The organism is Rania fehmarnensis (assembly GCF_056494185.1).
This window is the reverse complement of sequence record NZ_CM151398.1, coordinates 4384529-4407438: the sequence shown is the minus strand read 5'-3', so window position 1 is coordinate 4407438 and position 22910 is coordinate 4384529. Positions and strand designations below refer to the sequence as shown.

Annotated in this window: 25 protein-coding genes; 13 read left to right on the top strand and 12 right to left on the bottom strand. The window is 53.2% G+C overall.

The genetic code is table 11. From position 1 onward, the window contains the following. Positions 1 to 65: 65 nt before the first annotated feature. Both SH573x_RS15030 and SH573x_RS15025 read right to left on the bottom strand, forming a co-directional pair. Positions 66 to 869, bottom strand: a complete 804-nt coding sequence (locus SH573x_RS15030; RefSeq protein WP_479356320.1) for an HPP family protein — start codon at positions 867 to 869, stop codon at positions 66 to 68. Between the two features lie 167 nt (positions 870 to 1036). Next, complete coding sequence (locus SH573x_RS15025) at positions 1037 to 1828, bottom strand: YwiC-like family protein (RefSeq protein ID WP_479356318.1); 792 nt, start codon at positions 1826 to 1828, stop codon at positions 1037 to 1039. Positions 1829 to 2360: 532 nt separating this feature from the next. Here SH573x_RS15025 and SH573x_RS15020 point away from each other — a divergent pair. After that, complete coding sequence (locus SH573x_RS15020; RefSeq protein ID WP_479356317.1) at positions 2361 to 3815, top strand: alginate export family protein; 1455 nt, start codon at positions 2361 to 2363, stop codon at positions 3813 to 3815. Positions 3816 to 4880: 1065 nt separating this feature from the next. Next, a complete protein-coding gene (locus SH573x_RS15015) occupies positions 4881 to 5249 on the top strand; it encodes a hypothetical protein (protein ID WP_479356315.1) in 369 nt (122 codons plus the stop codon). A gap of 641 nt (positions 5250 to 5890) precedes the next feature. Here SH573x_RS15015 and SH573x_RS15010 read toward each other — a convergent pair. Next, a complete protein-coding gene (locus SH573x_RS15010; protein WP_479356314.1) occupies positions 5891 to 6148 on the bottom strand; it encodes a hypothetical protein in 258 nt (85 codons plus the stop codon). Between the two features lie 184 nt (positions 6149 to 6332). Here SH573x_RS15010 and SH573x_RS15005 point away from each other — a divergent pair, with 184 nt between their 5' ends. Beyond that, a complete protein-coding gene (locus SH573x_RS15005; protein ID WP_479356312.1) occupies positions 6333 to 6740 on the top strand; it encodes a hypothetical protein in 408 nt (135 codons plus the stop codon). Here the strand turns inward: SH573x_RS15005 and SH573x_RS15000 are convergent, their stop codons facing one another. Then, a complete protein-coding gene (locus tag SH573x_RS15000) occupies positions 6741 to 7181 on the bottom strand; it encodes a hypothetical protein (protein ID WP_479356310.1) in 441 nt (146 codons plus the stop codon). It abuts the gene before it with no gap. Positions 7182 to 8119: 938 nt separating this feature from the next. Here SH573x_RS15000 and SH573x_RS14995 point away from each other — a divergent pair. Further along, a complete protein-coding gene (locus tag SH573x_RS14995) occupies positions 8120 to 8251 on the top strand; it encodes a hypothetical protein (RefSeq protein WP_479356308.1) in 132 nt (43 codons plus the stop codon). A 123-nt stretch (positions 8252 to 8374) separates the two neighbouring features. On the opposite strand, the gene SH573x_RS14990 is transcribed toward SH573x_RS14995, so the two are convergent. From SH573x_RS14990 to SH573x_RS14970, 5 genes are all read right to left on the bottom strand, one after another. Then, positions 8375 to 9178 (bottom strand): hypothetical protein, encoded by an 804-nt coding sequence (locus tag SH573x_RS14990; protein ID WP_479356306.1) that lies wholly within the window; start codon positions 9176 to 9178, stop codon positions 8375 to 8377. Between the two features lie 112 nt (positions 9179 to 9290). Further along, positions 9291 to 9824, bottom strand: coding sequence for a hypothetical protein (locus SH573x_RS14985; RefSeq protein ID WP_479356305.1), 534 nt, complete (start codon positions 9822 to 9824; stop codon positions 9291 to 9293). A gap of 62 nt (positions 9825 to 9886) precedes the next feature. Beyond that, positions 9887 to 10294: a hypothetical protein gene (locus SH573x_RS14980; RefSeq protein ID WP_479356303.1), complete on the bottom strand. Its 408-nt coding sequence runs from the start codon at positions 10292 to 10294 to the stop codon at positions 9887 to 9889. Next, complete coding sequence (locus tag SH573x_RS14975; RefSeq protein WP_479356302.1) at positions 10291 to 11751, bottom strand: recombinase family protein; 1461 nt, start codon at positions 11749 to 11751, stop codon at positions 10291 to 10293. The genes SH573x_RS14980 and SH573x_RS14975 overlap by 4 nt, the downstream gene beginning before the upstream one ends. Continuing rightward, positions 11751 to 12206: a DUF2924 domain-containing protein gene (locus SH573x_RS14970; protein ID WP_479356300.1), complete on the bottom strand. Its 456-nt coding sequence runs from the start codon at positions 12204 to 12206 to the stop codon at positions 11751 to 11753. The genes SH573x_RS14975 and SH573x_RS14970 overlap by 1 nt, the downstream gene beginning before the upstream one ends. Positions 12207 to 12481: 275 nt before the next feature. Between SH573x_RS14970 and SH573x_RS14965 the strand changes: the two genes are divergently transcribed. The 6 genes from SH573x_RS14965 to SH573x_RS14940 all read left to right on the top strand — a co-directional run bounded on the left by SH573x_RS14965 (position 12482) and on the right by SH573x_RS14940 (position 18806). After that, the gene (locus tag SH573x_RS14965) at positions 12482 to 13237 is read left to right on the top strand and encodes a hypothetical protein (protein WP_479356299.1); all 756 of its coding nucleotides are present in this window, start codon (positions 12482 to 12484) and stop codon (positions 13235 to 13237) included. A 126-nt stretch (positions 13238 to 13363) separates the two neighbouring features. Then, positions 13364 to 13594: a DUF1580 domain-containing protein gene (locus SH573x_RS14960; RefSeq protein ID WP_479356297.1), complete on the top strand. Its 231-nt coding sequence runs from the start codon at positions 13364 to 13366 to the stop codon at positions 13592 to 13594. Further along, positions 13591 to 14100 carry a sigma-70 family RNA polymerase sigma factor gene (locus SH573x_RS14955; protein WP_479356295.1) on the top strand — a complete coding sequence of 170 codons (510 nt, stop codon included), beginning with the start codon at positions 13591 to 13593 and terminating at the stop codon, positions 14098 to 14100. Before SH573x_RS14960 ends, SH573x_RS14955 begins: the two co-directional genes overlap by 4 nt. A 202-nt stretch (positions 14101 to 14302) precedes the next feature. After that, the gene (locus tag SH573x_RS14950; protein ID WP_479356293.1) at positions 14303 to 16489 is read left to right on the top strand and encodes an AAA family ATPase; all 2187 of its coding nucleotides are present in this window, start codon (positions 14303 to 14305) and stop codon (positions 16487 to 16489) included. Between the two features lie 220 nt (positions 16490 to 16709). After that, positions 16710 to 16985: a helix-turn-helix domain-containing protein gene (locus SH573x_RS14945; protein ID WP_479356741.1), complete on the top strand. Its 276-nt coding sequence runs from the start codon at positions 16710 to 16712 to the stop codon at positions 16983 to 16985. Between the two features lie 63 nt (positions 16986 to 17048). Continuing rightward, positions 17049 to 18806 (top strand): DNA methyltransferase, encoded by a 1758-nt coding sequence (locus SH573x_RS14940; RefSeq protein ID WP_479356291.1) that lies wholly within the window; start codon positions 17049 to 17051, stop codon positions 18804 to 18806. Between the two features lie 2 nt (positions 18807 to 18808). Here SH573x_RS14940 and SH573x_RS14935 read toward each other — a convergent pair whose 3' ends face one another. Together SH573x_RS14935 and SH573x_RS14930 are read right to left on the bottom strand one after the other, a co-directional pair. After that, a complete protein-coding gene (locus SH573x_RS14935) occupies positions 18809 to 19432 on the bottom strand; it encodes a hypothetical protein (RefSeq protein ID WP_479356289.1) in 624 nt (207 codons plus the stop codon). A gap of 3 nt (positions 19433 to 19435) precedes the next feature. Further along, entirely contained in the window at positions 19436 to 19861 is a 426-nt protein-coding gene (locus SH573x_RS14930) for a hypothetical protein (protein WP_479356287.1), read from the bottom strand. Positions 19862 to 20483: 622 nt separating this feature from the next. Between SH573x_RS14930 and SH573x_RS14925 the strand changes: the two genes are divergently transcribed. Next, positions 20484 to 20672 carry a hypothetical protein gene (locus SH573x_RS14925; protein ID WP_479356285.1) on the top strand — a complete coding sequence of 63 codons (189 nt, stop codon included), beginning with the start codon at positions 20484 to 20486 and terminating at the stop codon, positions 20670 to 20672. A gap of 729 nt (positions 20673 to 21401) precedes the next feature. Beyond that, entirely contained in the window at positions 21402 to 21641 is a 240-nt protein-coding gene (locus SH573x_RS14920; protein ID WP_479356284.1) for a hypothetical protein, read from the top strand. 49 nt (positions 21642 to 21690) lie between these two features. On the opposite strand, the gene SH573x_RS14915 is transcribed toward SH573x_RS14920, so the two are convergent. After that, complete coding sequence (locus tag SH573x_RS14915) at positions 21691 to 21996, bottom strand: winged helix-turn-helix domain-containing protein (protein WP_479356282.1); 306 nt, start codon at positions 21994 to 21996, stop codon at positions 21691 to 21693. Between the two features lie 149 nt (positions 21997 to 22145). Here SH573x_RS14915 and SH573x_RS14910 point away from each other — a divergent pair, with 149 nt between their 5' ends. Further along, entirely contained in the window at positions 22146 to 22862 is a 717-nt protein-coding gene (locus tag SH573x_RS14910) for a hypothetical protein (protein ID WP_479356280.1), read from the top strand. Positions 22863 to 22910 lie beyond the last annotated feature (48 nt).

Here is a 22910-nt window from a genome sequence, read left to right as displayed (position 1 = left end):
CTCTGCCGCTTCTCCACCTTTGAAAAGTGAGCACAGCGAATGGTTGGGACATTCACAGCATCAAGTTATGGATTTGTCGGCGCACTGTCACTTGGTGTCATCCAAGGATCAATTGCTTTTCGCGTTCGAACCGATTGAGTTAAGTCTGCTTCGCCTGTGGAAGCAGAGTGTCGCTCTGCGTAATGGCCTGCCATGATCCGCGAAAGGTAAACTAGATCTTCTTCGCTGACGTCCACGAATGAATCGAGCGAACGCACTGCTTCAACTAAGTTGCGATGATCGTCTTCTGAAACCAAGACGTTTGCGGCTTCTTGAGGAGGTGTCCTTTTTATCAACACTGCTGGATAGCGTCTCCAGCAAAACGGGAAGTTAATCAGCACGGCGAGTAACAGCATAACAACAGCATTTAGGCCGACGGGGTACAAGACATACAGATAGCCAAGATCTTCAATCGCTTGGCCACCCATCACGGCAGTGAAAGCGGTCGCGCCGCCTGGTGGATGAATGCACTTCAACTGGTGCATCACGCCGATCGACGCACCCACCGCTAATGCAGTTGCAAGCACGGGGTTCGCAATTAGCCGCGCGCAACTCACTCCGATCAGAGCTGACACAACGTGGCCACCGATCAGCGGCCATGGTTGAGAGAGTTGCCCGTGAGGGACCGCAAATAGCAGCACCGCTGTCGCCCCCATTGACGCAATGACGCCAATTGCTGCCCCAGATGGCAATAATGAAAGTGTGCACCAAAAGACACAGTAAATCGCGAGAGCTGAGCCAACTGCCGAGATCAACTTTTCTTTGAGGCTTACTTCAACTAATTCAATGCCTAACCACTTCGTCGCCTGCATTCCGGGCTCGATTCTCACGTTAAATCCATACCCAGTGACTGGCTATGTCCGCTCATAGCCAGTTTCTTGGGTATTTATCCAGACGACTTTAAGTAACGCGGGAGGAGCGTCAACATCAGTTGCCGATTTGGAGTGTGATTTGATGATCTCTCCCGAGCTATTGCTGCATTTTGAGACCCACTGCCTCAAACCATAATGGCCATCCAACATGCTGTCGCAACTGTCCCACCAACAAGCGTCCATCCCACGCGTTTGAGCTGCTTCGCGGGCGGTGGGGCATAGAGTAAGTACCAGGACATAGAAATCATCGGTAGCGTAACGATAGGAATCTGGAAACCTGCCCACGTGAGTGCCGCAACGGCGAGCGAAAGACCTGCAATGACGCCCCAATGTAGCGCTCGCGACTGACGCTTCTGGGACGCAATGACGCCCCGAACTGCGAGCGTTGTAGCTCCGAATCCAATCAACCATGTCCCCCAAGCTTCCATCGTCAATCCAACGGGTATATCACCGGCAAGTAAGATGGGAACACAAGGGACTGACAAACCGATGACACCCCAGAGCTGTCCGCCAAGCGTGCGATGTTTGCCGGCGATCGCGAGCACGAAACAGGCGATGGAAAGGGCGCAACACAGGACTAATGAGTATCGCACGCTCGTCGATCCTACGACCACCGCGATGACACCTCCCGCAATAGTCACCGTTAGCAGCACCGCCAGCCTACGTTGTGCGGCGGGAGTCGTGCGTTGAGCTCGTGCACCTCGATGACCAAGTGCCACTAGCAATGGCTCATGGGCCAAAAAGCCTGCTAACGAAGCAACCGCAACACACAGGCCCACGACAGTCGGCCCGGTGACCAAAATGGCTGTCACGATTGGAATCGCAAGAATCGCATAGGCCCCGTGCTCCTTCGGCTTCAAATTCGCGGCTGTTTCAACCCGAGACATTTTGGCCGATTCGATGGTGGCTGTGCTCATTTTTTCCGGGCCTCAGGTGCTAGTCTTGGCTAAGTGTCGGAACTCGTCTCATCCCAATATATCGCAATGTGCACCTGCGGGTATAGGATTGTTTTGCAAAAAGGTACCGCGGCGAAATGTCTCGCGTTCGAACCGACGCCTGAGATTCCAGCGAAGCGTTCTTTGGCTCAGTCGAGCAACTTCAATTCGACTTCGAGTTTGCCGACTAGCGAGGTTGCTACAGGCAAAACGATCCCACTGGCCGGAAACGCGAACAAAGTCGATAAAGATAGTGTGCTACTCTAGACTTTAGGCGGTAACCGCGAGAGGAATCTAGACTCGCTTTCTGACGCGAAGGATCGTGGCACAAGCCGGCCCCTTCTTTCTAGTAGCTCGAAACGATGAATGGACTCATCAGATGCGATTCAAACAATTCAGCTGCTCAACCATTTGCGCGGTTGGCCTTGCGACTCTGACGTTCGCATCTTTCGCCCGCTCAGTCGTGGCACAAGAGCTTGAAGCGACTGGATCTCAGCCCCTTGCGATAACGCAAGTGAAACCTGAAGTGCCGACCGATTCATCGCAAGAGATTTCGCAACTGCAACCGGAGACGGCTCCGTGTGGGGAATGCGAGAAGCAGGCGGGCAAAACTAAAGACACTTTGAACGCCGCCATGAAAGATGCCTACAAGGGCGTGTTCTATTCGAATGATTTCTCGTATTTGCGTAACCCAGCATACGATGGTCCACACTTCGCTGGAGATTCGTTTAAGGGGCTGATGGACGGCAAGTTGGATTTGGGTGGCGAGTATCGATCGCGCTACCACCACGAAAGCAATATGCGTGGACTGGGTCTTACTGGGATCGACGACCAGTTTTGGCTTTCGCGCGTGCGGCTCTTTTCAAACTACCGAGTAACCGAGAATATTCGAGTGTTTGGTGAATACCTATACGCGGACTCCGGCGGAGAGGATTTCGCACCGCGTCCGATCGAAGAGAACCGCGGCGAGTTTCAAAATCTCTTCGTCGATGCGACGCTATTTGATTGTGATGACATGCAGGTCATCGGTCGCGTTGGTCGCCAAGAGTTGCTGCTCGGAGCGGAACGACTTGTATCTCCGCTCGACTGGGCCAACACTCGGCGAACCTTTGACGGCTATCGAGCAACGGTGAAAGGCTCCCAAAACGCAGTCGATTTGTTCTACACGAATCCAGTGAATCGAATCGCCGCTACTGGAGGCACAAACGAATGGGACAGCTCCAACAACAACCAGAGCTTCTACGGAGCCTATTTGTCCAACAAATCATTAGGCAAAGATTATGGTGTGTCTGCCCTGGAGACATACTACATTGGCTATGACAACACCGACCAGAACTTCTCGTTTCACACGATTGGCAGCCGAGTTGCCGGCAAAGTGGATTCAGTACTCTATGAGTTCGAAGGTGGTGTGCAGTTCGGTGACAATGCTGATGGCTCGGGACATGATGCAGGCTTCATGGCCGCTGGGCTCGGCAAGGTTTTAAACGCGGATGGAACGTTTGGTACATGGTCCCCAACTGTGTGGGCTTGGTATGACTGGGCTTCGGGCGGAGACTCTGCGCTCATTGCTCCCGGTGACGATGGGTTCCACCATTACTTTCCCTTGGCCCACAAGTACAACGGGTTCATGGACCTTTTCGGACGTCGCAATTTGAACGACGTGAATGTCCAGTTCATCTCGCCGATCGGCAAACGAGTGAACTTCTTAGTCTGGTATCACTATTTCTTCTTAGACGAAGCCACGACACCCTACAGCGTAGTCATGACTCCCTACAACGCCGGCAACGCCGCTGTTTCCAAGGACCTTGGACACGAGATTGACCTTCTTTGGACGATCGCAATCAACCCGCGACACAATCTGATGATCGGTTACTCCCACTTCAATTCTGGCGACTACTACAACACGCCTGGCGTTGCGTTTTCTGGCGACGCCGACTTCTTCTACTCCCAGTACCAAATACGCTTCTAAATTCACATCGAACCATAAAGCTTATGAGCCGAGGCGGAAGCATCTCGATTCCGACAACTGTTCTACTATAGCTTGAGCCACTTTCTGCCTTAGTTGCCAACATTTCGAAAACGACATGAGGACGTACTTATATTGGCAGATCATTTCTTAGGTCGCGTTGACATTTAGCTTCTGAATACTCGATGGCAGCGAGTGCGGGTCGCGAAGGGCGGCAGTTTGGAACTCCTTTAGGCGAGATGTACCAGTGGACCCCACCCAAACCGGAGCAAGTTGGCTTCGTACAAAACAGCCAATTTGCATTGTCCGAGTTCAGCTCGACTTCCGACCAATTCATGGTATCGTCGCCGGTCACCTCGATTAATCGTTTCATGAGAGTTTTTCGAATCGAGGGTTATTGTTCCTCGCGGCCCGAATTTTTCGATCCCAGGCAAGCTTTTATTGGACCTACGCTGAGTAGGGGATTGGCAGATTTATGTGTGGGACATCGAGTCGTTTCAGGACTTGAGTTACCCGAGCTCGGCTTACCCCCAGAAAGCGGGCTAAATCCGCCCGAGTTTTGAACTCGCCGCTATCGAGAAGCGACTGGTAGTAGCGGGGTAACCGTAAGGGATCGCGGGCAGAAGCAGTCTTTCTAGACGGAGTTTCCGGGATTGTTGGCAGTGCATTCCACGGATAAAATGAGAGAACTCCGCGAGAAACCCTCGAAAACGCACCGAATTCAACGAATCCGTGATGTGAATGCTGGACGACTCGGGGAGCTTTGGCTTCCAAGAGCCGAAATCTCACTACCCAAGTGTAAACGCCTGGAGCTGTTAACCAGTTCCCAGGCGTTTTTCGTTTCCACCAACAAATTCGTTGGCTCTGCGACTCTCGCGCCTCAAAAGTTCGAAGAGGGTCTGTCTCGGGACCCCGAACCAAACCCATAGGGTTGGGATCGGACCCTCGCGCGCGAGTATCGAACTCTCTGACTCTCGGTTAACAGCTTTACCGGGGAGTTAACAGGGGTGGGAGATCTCTCGCTAGAATCTTCTCTCAGTCCCATCTCGTCATATTGGAGAGGCAGCCGTGAGCCAAGAGCATGCCAGGCAACTTGTGATCTACGTCGATGTCGACGACACGCTCATTCGCACTGCCGGCAGTAAACGTATTCCGGTTAGTGGCGTCTCGCAGCACGTGCGTCAAATGCACGGCGAAGGCGCTGTGCTGTATTGCTGGAGCTCAGGAGGTGCGGAATACGCCCGCGAAGTCGCCCTGGAACTGGGATTGGCAGATTGCTTCGTAGCGTTTCTACCGAAACCAGATGTGTTACTCGACGACCAAGATGTCTCAAAGTGGAGACGGCTTGCGCAAGTTCATCCAGGCAAGTGTTCGGCCATGTCCGTGGAAAAGTATCGACTGGCCGTGCAACAAGGATCGCAAATCAGCCAGCCCTGACACGTCTCTTTCTCGATTAACAGGAATACCGGGGAGTTAACAGGGTGGGGAGACTCTATCGCAGCAAGCTCAGCCCAATTTGCCGCATAAGAATTTTCGTATGCCAAGTAGTTCAAGCGAACGACAAGTTCCCCAAAAACGCCACGACGAATGTTTTACTCCTGCCGATTGGTCGGCTTGGAGTCGATGGTCGGACGATGCATCCGGGGGCGCAAAAGCGAAGAAGCGGAGCAGACCTGTTCCATCACAGACGTAAAGGCGGCCTGCCACGCTTAGCTGCAATCTCTAGGCTATTGAGTAGGTCTCGGACTGAACTGTGAAAAATGGCTAGATCGCTTTTACTCGGACTCTCGCAGACAGAGGTCGAGGCTTCTATGAAAAATGTCGGAGCCTGCCACTGCACGAAGCACCGCATGGACAGTGTTTCCTGCCCGAAAAGATTGATGACCAGCGCGACGCATCTTTCGTCTAGACTATTCGAACCTGCTGGGAAACAACTGACACCAAGACTATGGAGTACGGGGGTGTGGCGATGCGAAAAGACTTCGCACACTATCCTGGGACAGTCCCGTGAGATCAGCTCTGCGAACGCACGTATCTCCTTTAACAGCTGATTCAAAACCTCTATGGCCGATTGCTCATTAAGTTTCATTTGAGAACCTACCATCAGGCATCTCTTTCGATTCCTTAGTTGCCCACACTCGGCGTCGTAACCGGTGCCCGCAACTCGACATCGATTCCTGTGGACGACGCTGACGGCGGCTTGGGTTTACCGCCTGGTTCGTCGGTTTTCCGGTCTGCCGCGCGACCGTCGCCCGACGTTTGAACTGTGCGAATCGACGTTTCCAGTATAGGCGTTTGTCCTCATCGATGACAATTTGCCCGTCGATGATTTTCATTTCTGTCGACTTCCAAAGTGGCGGTCGAATCTTCGGTATCAATGTTGTGGGATACCGTTGCACCAAGTCCATTCGAGAGCCTTTCGTGTCGAAGTTTTTGACATGCAGCAATGGTGACAAAGTCTGAACGAGAGCACGAATTCCCTCGATTGTCGGCAACGAGAAGAACACTGGACCAGCATAGATGCGAAAGCGCGTTGACACAGCGTGGATCTGCAGCACTTGGAAAGGTCGATTGCCGCATGCGATCTCTGATCGAGTCAACACGCGCTGGTTTGCATGGATGTCCAATGTCATGTCACCGCGCGTGTCGGAGCACCAATACATAGCCGGTGCGGATCCATCGTCAAAGAGCTTTGCCCTGCCATCCAAGTCTCCCCAACCGAGGCAACTAGATAGAGCATTGAGCTTTCTTATCATGATTGATGAGGGTACAGGCATGAACTTCATTTTATTACGACTGCCTGCAACAGTGTTGTCTTTCAGCTTGGACCGACGAACGACCCGCATCAGCGGGCCGGCGCGAGATGCGTTGATTTCAAAACCGACCCGACCGCCGGCTCCGTTGCATGCGATGGTTATCTGGGCTTAGTTACGCGAGGCACGGATCAGCGCCTGCAGGATCGAAACGATCATCCTTCACAATGAGCAACAAGTGATAGTTAGAGTTTTCGGCATACTTGTGACCAATTTGAACTGCATCGCCAGGCTGCGCAACGGTCAGCGCAGTGTCGATCAACTCGGCGAGGCGACTCAGATCATCAAGCGTCCCGTGAATAGAATTGCCATCAAGCCCAGCTTCGTTCCACGTCATGATCTTGAGGTACATGTATGGCCCGTAGTGATCGTGTTCAGTGAGTTCGGAGTTACAAGGATTGTCGCAGTACGCGCGGAGAATAGACGCAAAGCCGCCGAGTCCAGCTCTGGAACCCACAAGCCGCCAGCACTTTGACGATTCGTCGAGTTCGTAAAAGAAGCCGAGTTCACGCCATTCATCCCGCGTCAACTGTTTCGTCGCTTCGGAGGAATTCATGTCGTGATACACATTTCAGATAACGCTGGGCGTAACCTAGTCCGAAGGGATTGGGAATACTTTAAGTCAGAGGCTCTTGAGGACTTAGGTTCACGCCATTGTTCGCGAGTCCTTCTCCAGATCTGTCGATGACGAAAGCCCTGTTGGTCATGCATTTGTATTTGGTGTGCCGAGGGTCAGGGATCCACCATAACGTGATCGTGAAAGGGGACAGCATTCCAAACTGCGTTACCATGGGGTAGCTCGACGAGACCACTGGCTGTCTTCGCGACGAAGTCCACGTCGCCATTTTGCAGCCTTTCTAACATCTCATATCGCCCCGAGGATGTTTTCAAATCGATCACGACTCCTTTGGAGACGCCAATAGGTCTCCCGGACCTCATTTCGTCAATCCAAGTCTTCGGGACAATTACGCCTGCTTCAAGCCTCTGCCTGTAAAGAAGTGTTGCAATTTCTGCGGCTTGATCGCTCGTGCGGACAATTTCATCCCGCAACGCTGTATGGTCACACCACCAGGCGATTAAAAGAGCACATAAGCCAACCAGCAACAATAAGGTTGAAACTCTAATTTGCAAGTTCAATTATCTCCCGAAGTGCATGATCGCGAACGCTACGCATCAGCGGGCCGGCGCGATACGTGTTGATTTCAAAATCGATCCGACCGCCGGCTCCGTTGCATGCGATGGTTCGCCGACTACGACTGCATTGCCGTGCAGACTAGGGCGTAGGCGATGAGCAGTAACCAAAATAGCATCAATAACGCAACGATGGGCAACGGTGCAGCAAGGGCACCAATGAATACCGCAATCGCAAACCGCTTAAACAGGTACGCGACGCCTGTCGCTACCAACCAACCCGCGAGACCAAGTAGGCCCAATCCAACCGTATCCGTGTTTCCGTATTTGTTCGAAATTAGCGGCATTGATATCAAACCGAAGATGATTCCAACGAAAATCAAGAACACGCAAAATGTAACACGCGCAGTGCTAATGCCTGAGACGAAAGACCGCCGTGCATTTGGAAAGTTCGTTCCAGAGGGCGTTAAGTCGTTTATCAATGGTCTATCGTAAGGATTCACGTTCACTCAGTGCCTTGTTCGGCGAACGGTTGAAATCACGGAGCCGCCGCGCATGATCGACCATTGAGTAGGCACGCTGTCGGCGGCTTGCGTGCATTTCTTGGTTCGTCGCAATTTACCACGTAGCGGTATGGAACAACCATCGCACTTTCACTGGTACCACAGTCTTACCAGGCGGTCGTCGTATTTCCGATACTCCCGTTGACTCATTCGCACGTACTTCTGTAATTGTAACAATTCGATTATTTAGTTGTGTTTTCTTTGCCTCCAGCCTCATACCTACGATCAGATGCTTGTCGTGACCAGCATCGAGAACAACATCTTGAGATACGAGATCAAGTTTGTCCGTCAACTTCTTTCGATTCGGAGCGTTTGCAGAGACAACCTTGACTTCGATAACATCCAAATCGAGGTACTTCTCATAGGGTGCAGGCAATAGAGGACGTTTGTGATCCGTTTGCTTGGGTGCAGATCGTGACAAGAGAAGCCCCGTAGGCATCGAATACAAACCACGCGCCGCCAGGCAGAAGCGATGAATTTCGTGATCAGGAACCAGATAGATGGAAGTGCGAAACGGTACCACGACGTAGCGAGTGTTTGTCACAAGTGGATTGTCGTTTACGATCTTCCAGGAGATGGAAAGATGTGGCCCATCCGAGTCAATTGTGCCGAAGTTCTGTTCGTACAGACCCATGCAGCCATGCCATTGGAATACGGCTCCGGTGCGTGGCGCAACCCACAATCGAAGATTCATTCCAAGTCCGTCGCCAGCGTGATACTCGCCAGCCCATGGATGTCCGGGCAAGGATGCAATCTCAGCTTTTGTATCGGCTATTCGATCCGCAATGTCATCGGCAGCAGTAACAGCGCGCAGGATGTGTGAAGTAAACAGCACCAACATCACGTAAACGTCTTTCATGCTGACGTTCTCACTGTCGACGAACGCTAGTCGTCACCAAGTTCGCGGGATGACGCAGACCATTTCGAAAGCACCGGATCGCGAACTTTGGTGCACGACTTTGTTCGTCCTACTATGTCTCTTCCGTGCTCCATTCCGATCCGTTCCAACGCGCAATTGCTCCCGGTTCTGGTTGCCACGAAGTATCAAGACGCATTCGATCGGGCGATTCACGTTTTAGAGCAGGATGCCGAATCACGAACTTGTAGCCGGTGCGAGCGTCAAAAGGAATTTGCAAGGTTGCCACACCACTTTCTTTGAGTTCCAGCTGAGAACCGCGAGGAAGCAATCGGCTCTTGAGGATGGGGGCAATTTGTGCGCGGAGTTTCTCAATGTACTGTTTGCGAGCGTCTTCGTCGATAAACTGGTCGGGTAAGTCGTCCAGTTGTTGCTCAATTGCGGTTAGGACATCCTCCTGGTTTAGCATCAATTTTGTGAATTCCTGTGATGGAGCGAGATTTTCGTTTGCGTTATAAATAGCCGTTGCCAGCGGCACAAAATTCCACCAAAGATAAACCTGTCGTATAGCAACAATGAGAACCGCAGTACAAACCGTTGCAGCCAGTAATGTCCGTATACTGTATTGAGATCTAGTAAGAGCTTTCATCTAACGCTTCCTTGCAACTCATAGGACGAACTTACAATTCTCCGGCGCAGCGCCGGTAAATACTAATTCTCCGGCGCTCGCGCAGGTAAACGCTTCTGATTGTAGCCAACTGGGTGGCGAAATGCTTGCCGCATCCAATCCACCTCCAGACAAACCGACTGTAGCGATCGCAAGCTGATAGCATCCCGCCCAGCTTCAACCGGCGGCAGAAACAGCAACCATTCCTGAATCTCCGGACTCAAGAGATTCAGATTCATAATCTGCGTCATCCTAGCCCGGGACACTTGTGCCAAAATCGCTAGTTCCGAGTACCCTTCGACCTCTCCTCGATCGACCATTTCCTGCATCCTGATCGCCAGCGCCATGAGTTTGGCGATCCTTGGGATGCGACCACGAACTGGCGGTCGAGGCTCCTTGATGGCTTTCCGTCGACCGTCTTTCCCGAACTGAATGGTTCCTTCGACCTTCATGCTGCGACTCCCAGGTTGACGATTCCGGCTAGGTTAAAGGCCACCACGATGCGTCCAGTGCGGCCGTCGTAGTCGATCCGGGAAACCAGTAGCTCGACGACGCGCGTTTGTTCCTGGGGCGTAAGCGTGGCCCAGAGGTCGTCAAATTCCGACAGCGCTTTGGACACGTCCTCGGGGTCGATTATCACAACGGCGGCTCTGGCTTCGTGCAGTTCGGTTGCTTGGCGCTCGCCTGCGGCTAGGCGTTCGTGCAGGTCGGCTTGGCGGTTGGCGCAGGTGGTTGGCAGCTCCTTGGTCCAGGCAGCGACGTCCTTTTTCAGCAATGCCAGTTCGGAATCCAACGCCTGTACTTCTTCCCGGGCCGCACGGTTAGCTTCGTCGATCGTGCTGGCCACCAGCTTGGGATCCTGGCCGATGCCTCGAATCTGGTCGACAACATACTTCTCGATCTCTAGCGCGGGAATCGACTTCGATGGACAGTTCCTCCAGCCGGTCTTCTGCGCGTTCGTGCAAACGTAGTAGCGATACCTCCGATTGCCTTTGGTAGAGTGCGTGGGCGACATTGCACACTCGCATGCCGAACAGAACAGCAAGCCTTTGAGCATCGCACCGAACTTGTTCCGAACCTTGGCACCGCCAGTTGAGCCGTTGAGCGAGAGTTGCTTCTGAACGGCAGACCAGACTTCTTCCGTCACGATGGCTTGGTGCTCACCGGGATGCGTTTCATCCTTGTATCGAACCCTCCCCACATAGACCACGTTGGTCAGCAATGAGTGCAGGTTGGTCTTATTGAAGGTCAGACCAGGAGTGTGAATCCCCTTCTTGGTCGTCCAGCTCTTCGTCTTCCATCCACGTGCATTCAGTTCGGCGACCACTGGCAGCAAAGCCCGATGCTGTGCGTATAGTTCGAAGATGGCTCGGACCATCGGAGCTTCTTGTGGATTCACGACCAACTTCGTGTCCACAACGTCATACCCCAGGATAGGCCGACCACCGGTGTATTTGCCTTTACGACGTGTGGCTCGGATCTTGTCCCGGGTTCGTTCGGAGACCATCTCGCGTTCGAACTGGGCGAACGACAAGAGCACGTTGAGCATCAGCCGACCCATCGATGAGCTGGTATCGATCTGCTGGGTGACCGAGACGAACGCAACCTTGTGCTTATCGAACGTCTCCATCAGTCTGCCGAAGTCGAGTAAGCTTCTGCTCAATCGATCGACCTTGTAGCAAACGACCACGTCGATCTTGTCGGCTTCGATGTCAGCCAGTAGTCTGCGAAGCGCTGGTCGATCGACGTTGCCACCGCTGAATCCGCCATCGTCATAGCGCGTCGCGATCATGTCCCATCTCTGACTCTTGGCATAGGCCTCGCCGCATTCGCGTTGTGCGTCCAGGGTGTTGAACTCTTGCTCGAGTCCGTCTTCCGTGCTCTTCCGTGTGTAGATTGCACATCGCATTATTTGGGCTTCCTTAATCCGAAGAATGCGTTGCCGGAGCAATGGCTGCCGGTGATGTGTTTGGCCAGCGCGGATAGCGACGAAAAACGTTCGCCTTGAAACTCGAAGCCATCTTCCAGCACTTTCACCCGCAACGTTCGACCTTTGTATTCCCGCGTGAGCACCGTCCCCGGCGTCAGGCCCACCACGTTTGCGCGTGGCGCTATCGGGATCGTCACTTGGCCTTTGGGCGGGATCACCCTGATGTCCGCGTCGTTGGCTAGCTCTGCTGCCCTACGCTTGGCACGTTCGGATAGTCCGCCCAGCGCATTGGCTTGCAGCCGCCAGCAAATTCGTTTGATCAACCACTGCTTGTTGTTCGTGCGAGTGTCCTCACCGAACACGTCCTGGTACTTCTTCCGCAGCTGGCTGACCTTCATCTCCGCCATCAACGAAACCTCGCGTTCAATATTCATTCTTCTTCCTCCGAGATAGGAACCTCTGTTAACCCACTGGTCACAGAGAGCCTTGTTTCCTGCGACTCATCAAGCGCCGGCGGGACAGATTTCTGCAACTTCAAGAGGCGGAGGTATGCTCGGGCGAAGATGCGGGATAGTTCGCGAAGGCGGTCAGATTCCAATTCAGACATGGTCACTCCTGGTTAACGATGGTCGCTAACTGTTAACTAGCCGGTGGCGCGGTAAACTGGCCCAGAAAGTTTTGCAATCAGTGACCAAGTTTGAGTAATGGTATGAGTGAAGAGCTAGAGCTTCTCGGGATCTGGACCTCGTATCTGGTTAAAGCGTGCTACGACTATCGATGGCACTGCTGTGAGTTCTCGAAGTTCCTCGTACAGAGTGTTCCGGACGACTACTGGCCGGATGTGGCAGCTCAGTTATTGGGACTTTTGGATGACGTGGAATACATGAACGATGACTGCAGCAAGCGACTGGAGCCTTACCAAGGGCTCCTCGTGAAGACGGTCGCCGAGCTGAATCTTCCGAAGCCGCCATCTCATTTATCGTGGACCATTTGGGCGGTAGAACATTGGCAGTACATGTCGTGGAGTGCCAGGATCAAGGTCCAGCTTGCTCTTGAATCAGACAAGAATCCGACAGATCAATGGTTCGTAAAGAAGGGATATGAGGCTCGCGCGAAACCCGAACGATGCCTTCACCTCGCGAAAGAACTGTTCGAAATTGGAGAACGCTTTAAGGCGTTTGACGAGCACGCGGAAATCAGCGATAGGATTCGGCGTGAATGCATGGGCAGTAGATACCTCTCCTCAGCACCGCCCGTCGAGAAAGACTGCCCTATCAAGATGTCAACCTTGTGCGAGCTGTGTGTGGGCAAGAAGAATCGAGCCGGCATTATATTCGCGCGGGGTGAAAGTACTGTTTACGGTTGGCAAGATTCGAAACATTGGCCCAAAGTCGTTACATGGAACTCAGTTCGTGCTTTCGTTGATAAGTTCAAAGACTTCGACATTGGTGACCCTCGTAACTAACTACAAGTTTCTACAAGTTCTTACGAGTTTACATGTCCATGTAAAAAAGCCACTTTAAGCAATCTCATCCTCCGCAATACTTCACATGCGGTCACGTTTTGTTACGTCCCATGTTGAGGAATTGCAATGCAAACGAAAGAGAAGCTCTATCCGCTGGTTGATGCCGTCGAAATGGAAACCGGACGGCGCGTCGCTTACACAACCTGCTTCAAGTGGTTCAAGTTCGGTGCACAGGGTGTGCGATTGGAAACGGTCGTCTTGGGTGGCAGAAGGCTAACGACCTTATCTTCAGTCCGCAAGTTCATCGAAGCCACGACCGCTGCTGATCGTGCTACCCGACCGGAGGCACGCATATGATGCTGGCCTTCGATTGGCAGGACAACGGGTTCGCCGGTCAGTTTATCGCTTGTATGGCGCGACGGCTAAATTGCTCAATTCGGTCTGCCAGATGCGGAGCGGACGACATCGAGCAAGAGCTCGCCATTCAGCTCTGGCAACAGCGCGATCGATTCGACGAGAACCGTGGCTCGTGGGAAGCATTCGTCACGAACGTGGTGCGCACGTCGGCGATCAAGCTGATCCGACATGTCCGTGCGGCCAAACGCGACGATCGGCTGACTGTATCGCTCGCGTCGGATAGTCCAGTGCCATCCGTGAACCGATGTGTCGACCTGCGGATGGATCTGGCGACCGCGATCCGGCAGCTGTCTCAGCCGCAAAAGCGCTTTCTGGCTGCGATCGGCACTGGGCCTCGCGATGAGGTTCGTGCCGCGCTCGGTATATCTCGGCGGAAGTTCGACTCGCGCAAGAAATGCCTTGTGCGGACACTGCGTGCTATGGACATGGATGCGTATTGCTGCTGAGGAAGGGCTAATGGAACCGTCAGGCGTGGTAGGGCCAGTAGAGTACTTAACAGCGCTGTATGGTAAATGCACCAAGGGTGACATCGTCCTGGTTGGTCACTCGCGAAACTATGTGCATGGCCATTTCCCGGTTACAAGCATAAGCGAGGCAGCCGTTCATATTGAGCGGTTCCCACTAGACCTTTTCATAAAGGTCAATGTGATGGACCATTCGAAGACTATAGCTAGAAATAAGCATGGCATCGGCGGAATCGCGGAAGTCGATGCGATCATCGGCTTCCACTTGGATGTCGACGTTGGTGAAAAGAACAGCGAAAAGTACATCAGCCGAGAGCAAGTGCTAAGGATTCTCGACGAGATGCCGCTGCCAACCTCGCTAATCATTTTATCTGACGGCGAGGAGAAAGGATTTCATGTTTATTGGCTCCTTGAGGAGCCAATCTACATCACATCAGAAGAACAGCGTCAACGGATTGAAGCGATCGCTCGTAGATGGCGCGACGAGCTTGAACTCAGAATCAAGTTAGTCAATTCACAGTGCGGCCTAGATCACGGTGCCAATCTTGACCGCCTGCTTCGGCCGATCGGTTCAAAACGGAAGAGCGAGAACACTGTAGCAGCGTTCAGATGGAATCCAGAGCTTCGGTACAAACTCGAAGACTTTGAGCTGCCGCCTTTGCCGGGCAGTCCGGAACCTACCGACTGGAGTGGACCCGCAGGGGATAGCGTACGAGCTGAGGGCGAAAGCATCATCGAGCGATATCTTGATGCGACGGGTGTCAATACTGTCGAAGCAGTTCTATTCCAACAAGGTTACGACCGCTGGCATGGCAGCGATCGATTTCTCGTTCGACCAGGTTCTTCCAGCGGCTCTCCGAGCGGTGAAGTATTCACGCTGACAGATGGCCGGCGAGGTTTTACGGTCAAAAGTGGCTCTGCTCAGCCACTATCCAGCGTTAATCGCAAGGGTGGCACGGGCAATTGGTATTCGGTGTCGGCCCTGTGGGTGTCATTCAAATACGACGTTGATGCGAAGTCTCCAGTGAACAAGTCCTACTGGAGGCAAGCCGCTAAAGAGTGCCATGACTTCTTGAGGCCTCCTGATTTGCCAGGGATTACGAACATCAACGGTGGAGGTGAGATTGTGTCGCAGGTGACTAGTGCGCAGGCCCCACCGAAAGAATTGCTTCGTGAGAACTGGACCAAACGCGGATATCCACCGCCCATAAGCCTCAAAGAGTTCCTGGCCACAGACTACAAGGTCGACTTTCTAGTCGATAGCTGCGTGGTCCGCCACAACTCTCTGATCATTGCCGGAGCGTCGAAGGCGATGAAAACGACATTAAGTTTGCACCTAGCCTTGTCTCTTGCCTCGGGTGCACAGTTCCTCGGCAGGTTCAGGACAGTGCAGTCCAGAGTACTTTTTGCATCGGCCGAGAGCGGTGAGCGTGTACTCAAACGCAATCTACGCGGAATGGCTCGAGCAATGGGAATAGATCTCGACGAACTCCAAGACTCTGGTTTTCTTCATCTACAGTTCTGGGTGCCGCGCATTATGAATGCAGAAATGATGGATTACTTCGCCGAGTGTCTTGATGGCATCAACCCCGATGTAATGTTGGCCGATCCACTCTACCTAGCGATGAATGGAGAGACGCAAGCGAATCTATCAATGAGTGGCGAGCAGATCCACAAACTCACACAGATGTGCCTGGACCGTGGTGCTACGCCCATCATTGACGATCACGTGAAACGCTCCAGTCAGAACGCCAAAGAGTACCAACCCCTTCAGCTCGAAGATGTATCTGGCGCAGGTAAGGCGGAGAGCTTTCGCCAGTGGATGCTCCTGAGCCGCCGGTCTAAGTTCCAGGACCTAGACGACTCGCTAACCCGCTACCACGATCTTTGGCTAACGATCGGTGGCTCTGCTGGCCACTCTGCCACATGGGGCTTGGATATGAGCGAGACATTCGACAAGTCGTACTCAGAGATTGAATACGAGTATTCAATTCGCCGCGGCTCAGAAATTCGGACCGAAGCCAAAAAGGTCAAGCAAACGGAGACTGAAAGCAAAGCCGAGATCAAAGCCAAAAACGAAGCCGATCGAATAGCACGCAAAGCCAAAGAGCTAATTGACAACGTCTATGCAGGAGATGCTGCCATGGCGCTGAGCCACAACGATATTGAAGCGAGGTTGCACATTAATCACAAAGAGGCTGCCAAAGTCATCGCAATGCTTGAGAGCGAGAAAAAAATCGAGCTTGTCGAGAAGGTAGTGCTCAAGGGTAACGGTCAGAAATATCCCGGGTACAAGCTGCCAGGAACACTAAATCTTTCAGTGGGAATCACCGGGAACAATTCCCAGTGTGTTCCCAGTGATCCCCAGTGAGAGCACACAGTGGGAACAAGTGCTTATATAGATAAGCACGTTCCCGTTCCCACTGAGTGTGTGTGCGAGGAGTGCAAATCGAAAATGCGTCACCTAGATCCCTGTCCCCAGTGCCCAGGCACCATGCGTAAGTACTGCACTCGAACCAAGGGCAAGCTACGAACTCGCTATCTGAAGTGCGACCAGTGCAAAGCCACTGACCAAGAGGTCTTCCGTGTCGATGACCAGGGCCGACCAGTATTTGTGGACTACCGTACCCCGCTGGGTACCAACGATGTTGGCGCTGATTAGCAAGCCGTTACCATCGCTATGTATGAATGCTCAAACACCAACATGGCTAACGCTAGAGTCGGCCGCCAAGTACTCGGACACTTCAGTGCATACCCTTCGTCGCTGGATCAAGCAGGGTTTGCTGCCGGCCAAGAAGCTCCCCAGTGGCACGTGGAGGATTCGGCGCGAGGACTTGGACGCGTTTATTGAAGGAGCGACATCATGAGTTTGCGAGGGCTGTTAATTCTGTTGGCCGGACTGATCGTGCTGCTGATAGTGGGAGTTTACTTTGAAGGTTGAAACCTGGCCGATTGAAAACGTTCGTCCATACGAGAACAACCCACGCATCAACGCCGAGGCTGTCGATGCGGTTGTTGCTTCCATCCGCGAATTCGGGTTCCAGCAGCCACTGGTTGTCGATCGCGACGGCGTGATCATCGTTGGGCACACTCGCCGGCTCGCAGCGCTGAAACTTGGGCTAACCGAAGTGCCAGTGGTGGTTGCTGACTTGGCACCGGAGAAGGCACGTGCTTATCGTATCGCAGACAACCAAACGGCCACGATCGCTGAATGGGATTACGATAAGCTGCCGCTGGAGATCTTCGCGCTACGGGATGAAGACTTCGACCTGTCGCTGCTAGGCTTCTCGGCCGACGAACTGGCTCGCATCCTCGGCGAAGAGGCTGAGGAAGGCGAGTGCGATCCCGACGATGTGCCAGCGCCACCGGACGAGGCTGTAACGCAACCCGGGGACTTGTGGATCTTAGGTCCTCACCGACTCTTGTGCGGCGATTCAAGCAAGCCTGCGGACGTCGATCGGCTGCTCGGTGGCGCAGTCATCCATCTCGTCAACAGTGATCCGCCGTACAACGTGAAGGTCGAGCCTCGCTCCAACAACGCCATCGCTGCCGGCCTGTCTTCGTTCACTGGTCCCAAGCATCACCAGAGCCTGGATCTAGCTCGGCACCCTTCCAAATCCAAACCAACCGGCAAGCTGCGTGCTAAAGACCGACCGCTGGCCAATGACTTCGTGACGGACGATGAATTCGATGTCTTGCTTGATGCATGGTTTGGCAACTTCGCGCGTGTGCTCGAGCCTGGACGTAGCTTCTACCTTTGGGGCGGCTATGCCAACTGCGCCAACTATCCGCCGTTTCTGAAAAAGCATGATTTGTACTTTAGCCAAGCCATCATCTGGGACAAGCTGCATCCGGTGCTAACGCGCAAAGACTTTATGGGCGCGCATGAGTGGTGCCAGCCACCAGATACGATGGTAGCCACGCCAACGGGCCTGGCAGCGATTTCTAAGCTAACTGACGGTGATCGAGTGGTTTCATACGACCCGAGCGCAGGGACGCTTAGAGAGGCCGCTATACGCACGACGTCGCGATACTACGATGGTCCGCTGTATCAAGTCCACTGCGCCGGCGAGTCCACATGGTGCACGCCTGAGCATCTGTGGACGGTGCGTGATACTGGTAGCGACGAGCCATATGTGTGTTCGACCCTAGACCTACTGCCTGAAGACATGGAACTACCTGTGCCCAGTGGTAGCTCGATTGTGTGGCGCTATCTTGATGACGTTAAGACGGAGCTATACGCCGGCCGCGTCTATTCGATGGAGGTGGCGCACGACCAGCACTACATCGCCGATGGCATTGTCACGCACAACTGCTTCTACGGCTGGAAACTCGGCGCTGGTCACAAGTTCTACGGGCCCAATAACGTGACCGATCTGTGGCATGTGAAGAAGATACCGCCACAGAAACTCGAACATTTAACGGGCAAGCCTGCAGAACTGGCTGTGCTCGCTATGCAGTACTCATCACTCAAAGGCGAGAATGTCTTGGACCTGTTCGGTGGCAGTGGCTCGACGTTGATAGGTGCTCAGCAAACCGGGCGCAACGCATTCTTGATGGAGATTGATACTCTCTATTGTGACGTGATTGTCGACCGTTACCAAAGGTTCTCAGGCAAGCCCGCTGTTCTTGAACGCACTGGTGATTCGCCAATACCGATGGGCAAGCGCGAGGAGGCTATGCGGTGACATCAGAACGCGCTGCCCTTACGAACATCCCATTCATGTCCGCTGGTCGCATTGCCATGCATCAACAGCACACAGAACTTAACACCTTGCAGTTCCGCCTTTTCCAGTGCCTGCTCCCAAGCCACCAGTTCGCGTTTAATCGCATTCCGCACTTCGGCAGCAATAGGTTGGCCATCAACCGACTGAAGCAACGTCCGAACGCACTGGAGGCCTTCATGCGGATCTTGCCATACAAGCGTCTCACCACGCAGGTCGTCGGCGAATCCAAACGAGCTTATTCGCCTTTCATCAAGCTCCATGGCCAACTCGTCGAGTTGCTTAAGGTACCGCGCCAGTGTATAGCCAGAGAGAAACGTATCGATGCTGCCAAGCTTGCGTTCGAAATACGGCATAACACGCACGTAGCGGATGGTGTCATACAAGTAAATCAGACTTCCCAGTCCAAAGTATATGAGCATGGCAGCACCAAATGCTGCGAGGTATGGTTGCAGGTTGAAGTAGATAGTGGCAGCCAACGTGATGGCGAAGAACGAAATGTAGAATGCCAGCACACGAACTGTCGCCCATTTGCAGCTTCGGACGACCTCATAGTACTTGGTGGGATAACCAGTCCTGGTCCAGTCCATCGCTCACCACCTAACCTCAATCCCAAGTTCCTCGGCCAATGCTTCGCCAGTCCACATCTGATGCGCTCCTGGGTTCTCCGTCCCTGGCATGCCACCAAACACACGCTCAAAGGCCTCTGGCGTCACTTCTGGCGCACTGAACTCCAGGTCGACGTAAAGAGGCTTGCAGATAACAAACACGCCACACGTTGCGGCACGGACCTTGTAGATCGCAGCCCAGCGCTTGTACCCAGCTTCGTCACCAAGTTCCTTGATCGCTGGGTGCTTTCGATGGCTAAGCTCGAGCGGCACTGGATCGTTACCAGCAACCATGCAGTTGTTAGGCAGTGCCAGTCCACGCTCACGATACCACCCAGCGCCAACCTCGTGCGACGGCATGCCGTCCATCGTGCGGAAGATCTGGCGTAGTTGGGCTTTTGAGTCTGTCATGGTTTGCTCCGGTGTTGAAATGGAATAAACACCATGAGCCATGGAAACTCGCGGACAGCAAGTCAATTTCGGAGAGAATCTTGGTTGGCCCTTGGAATGCACGAGCGATTCGGTCGACGTTTCTACCCGACCTACGCCCTCGAATACGTGTCGGCGCAAACAGTGGCCTCACGGAGCTGTTCCCGCAACTCTTCCAGCGGACCGATGTGACCATAGTGCAAGGGGAGCTGGTTCGTGGGTTCCGGTATCTGTGCTCGTCTATATCACGTTGATCGCAGTGGTACTATCCATTCCGACGGGCCCAGTACTTTCTCCGTGTATCCTGAGTTCTAACAATCTTCTGTATTGGCTAATTCGACAGTCTCTTATCGCAACTGTCATAGGTAGCCTAATCTGGCGGCTGTCTGGTAAGAGTGTGTTAGTTGGAGCTACTCTCGCGTTCGCTGTGGTCGTACTTTGGGGCCCCCTTCTTGCAATGTGGATTGAATCATTGTTGACTGTACCCCGATATAGGGTCGTATGGAGATGGATCGAACACCGTGGTTTGGGACATTTTTATCAAGCCACCTGGCTGACGGTTCAAAATTTTCCGTGGCGACGCTGACAGCGCATCTTTACTCGAGTGTATTTCGCTGACGACTGGGCAGAGATCCAAGAAGCGTGGAGAGAGGCACTTCGTCGTTACCAGGAAACGAACGCGGAACTCATTGAGCTGATGGAAGCTAATCCGTATTTCAAGACGATGCTGGCCAATGCGTTTGGTAATGGGTTCCTGCGGGGGAAGATGGCGGAGGCGCAATATCGCTGTTAAGCTACTCGCTTTGAGTAAGACGTCAAATGTGTGATCAATCAGCCATCAGGCAGTGGTAAGCAGTCAGTATGACGCAATGGGCCGTAAGTAGAACCTTGATAATTACTGGGAGTCCCCGATGCGCCGCTTGCCGTTTTCTATTCGAGAGTTATTGCTCTTCACAGCTGTCGTCGCGCTGGTACTAGCGCTTTTGTATGAACGGGCTCGATACGGAGCCGCCAGAGTGCAGCTCGACGACTTTCTTCAGCCTCCGCACGTTTGGGTTTGGGCACCTGCAACGCTCCATGACAGGGTCCCGATCGGCGGTGCAGTCGGGGTTGCCGCTGAATTTTATCATTCGGATAAACTACGGTTCAGCCAGCCGATTACGGGTAAGGTCTCGATGATTGATTCTGCCACAATGAAGACAATCGCTGAGTTCTCAAATGTGCCGACGGTTGGGGTGCCTGGACGAAGATCGTGTGTAGCGAATTTTAATAGCAAGCTATATGGAAAAGACCTACTGCCCGGAGTCTACATATTTCTCGTGGTTATGTTCGACGGTGATAAGGAAATCTGTCGGGGTTCTACGTCCATGGAGTTCTACAAGAGGCAAGTGCCGTGATGGTACCGGCGTTTGTCGCGTCCCGGAACAAAGAAACGCCCCAGCAAATGCCGAGGCGTCGGTGCTCATGAACAGGGAACGAAGTTTGCTTGCGAACTAAGCGTCAATTAAAAGCCGGAGGGACCATGCATCGCAACTACTTCAGTTCTTTGTTTATTGCGTCCAACGTGTGGATGCTCGTCGCCCTCATATTGTTTGTGGGCAAAAAGTTTGAGCGAAGTGAACCGACCATGTATTCATTCATCGGCGTTGGTGGTTACTTCTACCCAAGCAGTTACGATGCGCTGGTCTACGGAAGCTTGGTAGTTGCGATTGCGTTTCTAGTGGCAGCGATCTTGGCGATGCGTAAAGAACGCGGTGACTAACAAAAAAACGCCCCAGCCAGAGCCAGGGCGCGTTGAACCAGCCAGCCGGCTACCGCTTCGCAAACCGTCCGCGCTCCGTCTTAACGAACCTAGATTCATCACCCTTGGTTGTAATCTCGCGTAGGATGGCCGAGTACAGCGTAGCGTGAGGCGTCTTGCCACCGGGGCTGGTCCAGAGCTGCTTGCTGGCCATGGCTTCGATCAGCTCTTTGCAGTTCAGCGGACCACCGGTTTCCAACACCCTGACTGCAGCGTCGATCGCCGAGAGCTTGCCAACCACCCGCGCGGTAGTGGCCGGCTGTTCAGGATTGCGTTTTGATTTCGTTGGAGCGGCTGGCTTGCACTTGTCCTTCATAGCTGGCGCTGGTTCTGTCGTCGGAGCCTCGGCCTTCGTCTTGCGTTTCTTGGCCCCAGGTTTCGCGTCTGTCGCGTTCTCTGCTACGGGGGCGGCTGGTTGCGCGAGAGTCCAGATACTCTGCGGAAGAGTGGAGCGCTCTGTTCGAGATGGGAGGCATCCTTCAAACGCTCGGCGTCACTATGGTCCGGTTCGGTTCAGAGGCGACCGCGAATCAAGAGCAGCTACTGCAAGCCATGAATGTGTTCCGCCGCGCTGTTGAGGTAATTCCCCAGCTAGAGCACGAGCAAAACGCCGAAATGATTGCGAAAGCAGCTTACTGTGGTCGATCGCTTTCCAGGATACTCGCAATTGAAGATATGGCCGACTATTTCGAGCAGACAATTGAAAGAATAGCCGCGACCGGGGCTTATGGCGAAGTGCTCTTGAGGCAAGAGGAAGCGAATGCCGATAGTATCCTTAATATGCTTAATGCAAACGATGCAAGTGCAGATGATGCACCTGAAACACTTGAAGGAGACGACCTTGAGGAATATGTGCAGAGGTTCACGGAGCATGTAATGGAGTCAACGGGTTGGCCATCTGACCGGCGTGTTTTCGTGGAGGATGACATTCGAAAGATGATTCGATTTGAAAAAGAAAAGGCTCGTTTTTGTCGCCACCTTTTGCCCCTACAGGACCTTCAACACACGATGCACCACGCGACCGTATATGCCAAACCAACAGACTACGTTATTGGTTGTAACCTACTGAATGTGAAAACCCAGTTTGGTGTTACGGACATAACAGTCGCACTCAACGCTATGAAAGTGACCTTTTGTGATAAGTGTATGCATCGATCCCCTAAAATGATGGATGTGAGTTAGCATCTTTGCTGACGGCGGAAAGGACAATCTATTGGTTTTCGGTCACTG

Excerpts from the sequence above, each read along its gene's own strand:
- SH573x_RS15025 (WP_479356318.1), bottom strand. The coding sequence starts at position 1,828 with ATGAGCACAGCCACCATCGAATCGGCCAAAATGTCTCGGGTTGAAACA.
- SH573x_RS15010 (WP_479356314.1), bottom strand. The coding sequence starts at position 6,148 with ATGAAAATCATCGACGGGCAAATTGTCATCGATGAGGACAAACGCCTA.
- SH573x_RS15005 (WP_479356312.1), top strand. The coding sequence starts at position 6,333 with ATGCGAAAGCGCGTTGACACAGCGTGGATCTGCAGCACTTGGAAAGGT.
- SH573x_RS15000 (WP_479356310.1), bottom strand. The coding sequence starts at position 7,181 with ATGAATTCCTCCGAAGCGACGAAACAGTTGACGCGGGATGAATGGCGT.
- SH573x_RS14995 (WP_479356308.1), top strand. The coding sequence starts at position 8,120 with ATGATTCCAACGAAAATCAAGAACACGCAAAATGTAACACGCGCAGTG.
- SH573x_RS14990 (WP_479356306.1), bottom strand. The coding sequence starts at position 9,178 with ATGAAAGACGTTTACGTGATGTTGGTGCTGTTTACTTCACACATCCTG.
- SH573x_RS14985 (WP_479356305.1), bottom strand. The coding sequence starts at position 9,824 with ATGAAAGCTCTTACTAGATCTCAATACAGTATACGGACATTACTGGCT.
- SH573x_RS14980 (WP_479356303.1), bottom strand. The coding sequence starts at position 10,294 with ATGAAGGTCGAAGGAACCATTCAGTTCGGGAAAGACGGTCGACGGAAA.
- SH573x_RS14975 (WP_479356302.1), bottom strand. The coding sequence starts at position 11,751 with ATGCGATGTGCAATCTACACACGGAAGAGCACGGAAGACGGACTCGAG.
- SH573x_RS14970 (WP_479356300.1), bottom strand. The coding sequence starts at position 12,206 with ATGAATATTGAACGCGAGGTTTCGTTGATGGCGGAGATGAAGGTCAGC.
- SH573x_RS14965 (WP_479356299.1), top strand. The coding sequence starts at position 12,482 with ATGAGTGAAGAGCTAGAGCTTCTCGGGATCTGGACCTCGTATCTGGTT.
- SH573x_RS14960 (WP_479356297.1), top strand. The coding sequence starts at position 13,364 with ATGCAAACGAAAGAGAAGCTCTATCCGCTGGTTGATGCCGTCGAAATG.
- SH573x_RS14955 (WP_479356295.1), top strand. The coding sequence starts at position 13,591 with ATGATGCTGGCCTTCGATTGGCAGGACAACGGGTTCGCCGGTCAGTTT.
- SH573x_RS14950 (WP_479356293.1), top strand. The coding sequence starts at position 14,303 with ATGGACCATTCGAAGACTATAGCTAGAAATAAGCATGGCATCGGCGGA.
- SH573x_RS14945 (WP_479356741.1), top strand. The coding sequence starts at position 16,710 with ATGACCAGGGCCGACCAGTATTTGTGGACTACCGTACCCCGCTGGGTA.
- SH573x_RS14935 (WP_479356289.1), bottom strand. The coding sequence starts at position 19,432 with ATGGACTGGACCAGGACTGGTTATCCCACCAAGTACTATGAGGTCGTC.
- SH573x_RS14930 (WP_479356287.1), bottom strand. The coding sequence starts at position 19,861 with ATGACAGACTCAAAAGCCCAACTACGCCAGATCTTCCGCACGATGGAC.
- SH573x_RS14920 (WP_479356284.1), top strand. The coding sequence starts at position 21,402 with ATGCATCGCAACTACTTCAGTTCTTTGTTTATTGCGTCCAACGTGTGG.
- SH573x_RS14915 (WP_479356282.1), bottom strand. The coding sequence starts at position 21,996 with ATGAAGGACAAGTGCAAGCCAGCCGCTCCAACGAAATCAAAACGCAAT.
- SH573x_RS14910 (WP_479356280.1), top strand. The coding sequence starts at position 22,146 with ATGGGAGGCATCCTTCAAACGCTCGGCGTCACTATGGTCCGGTTCGGT.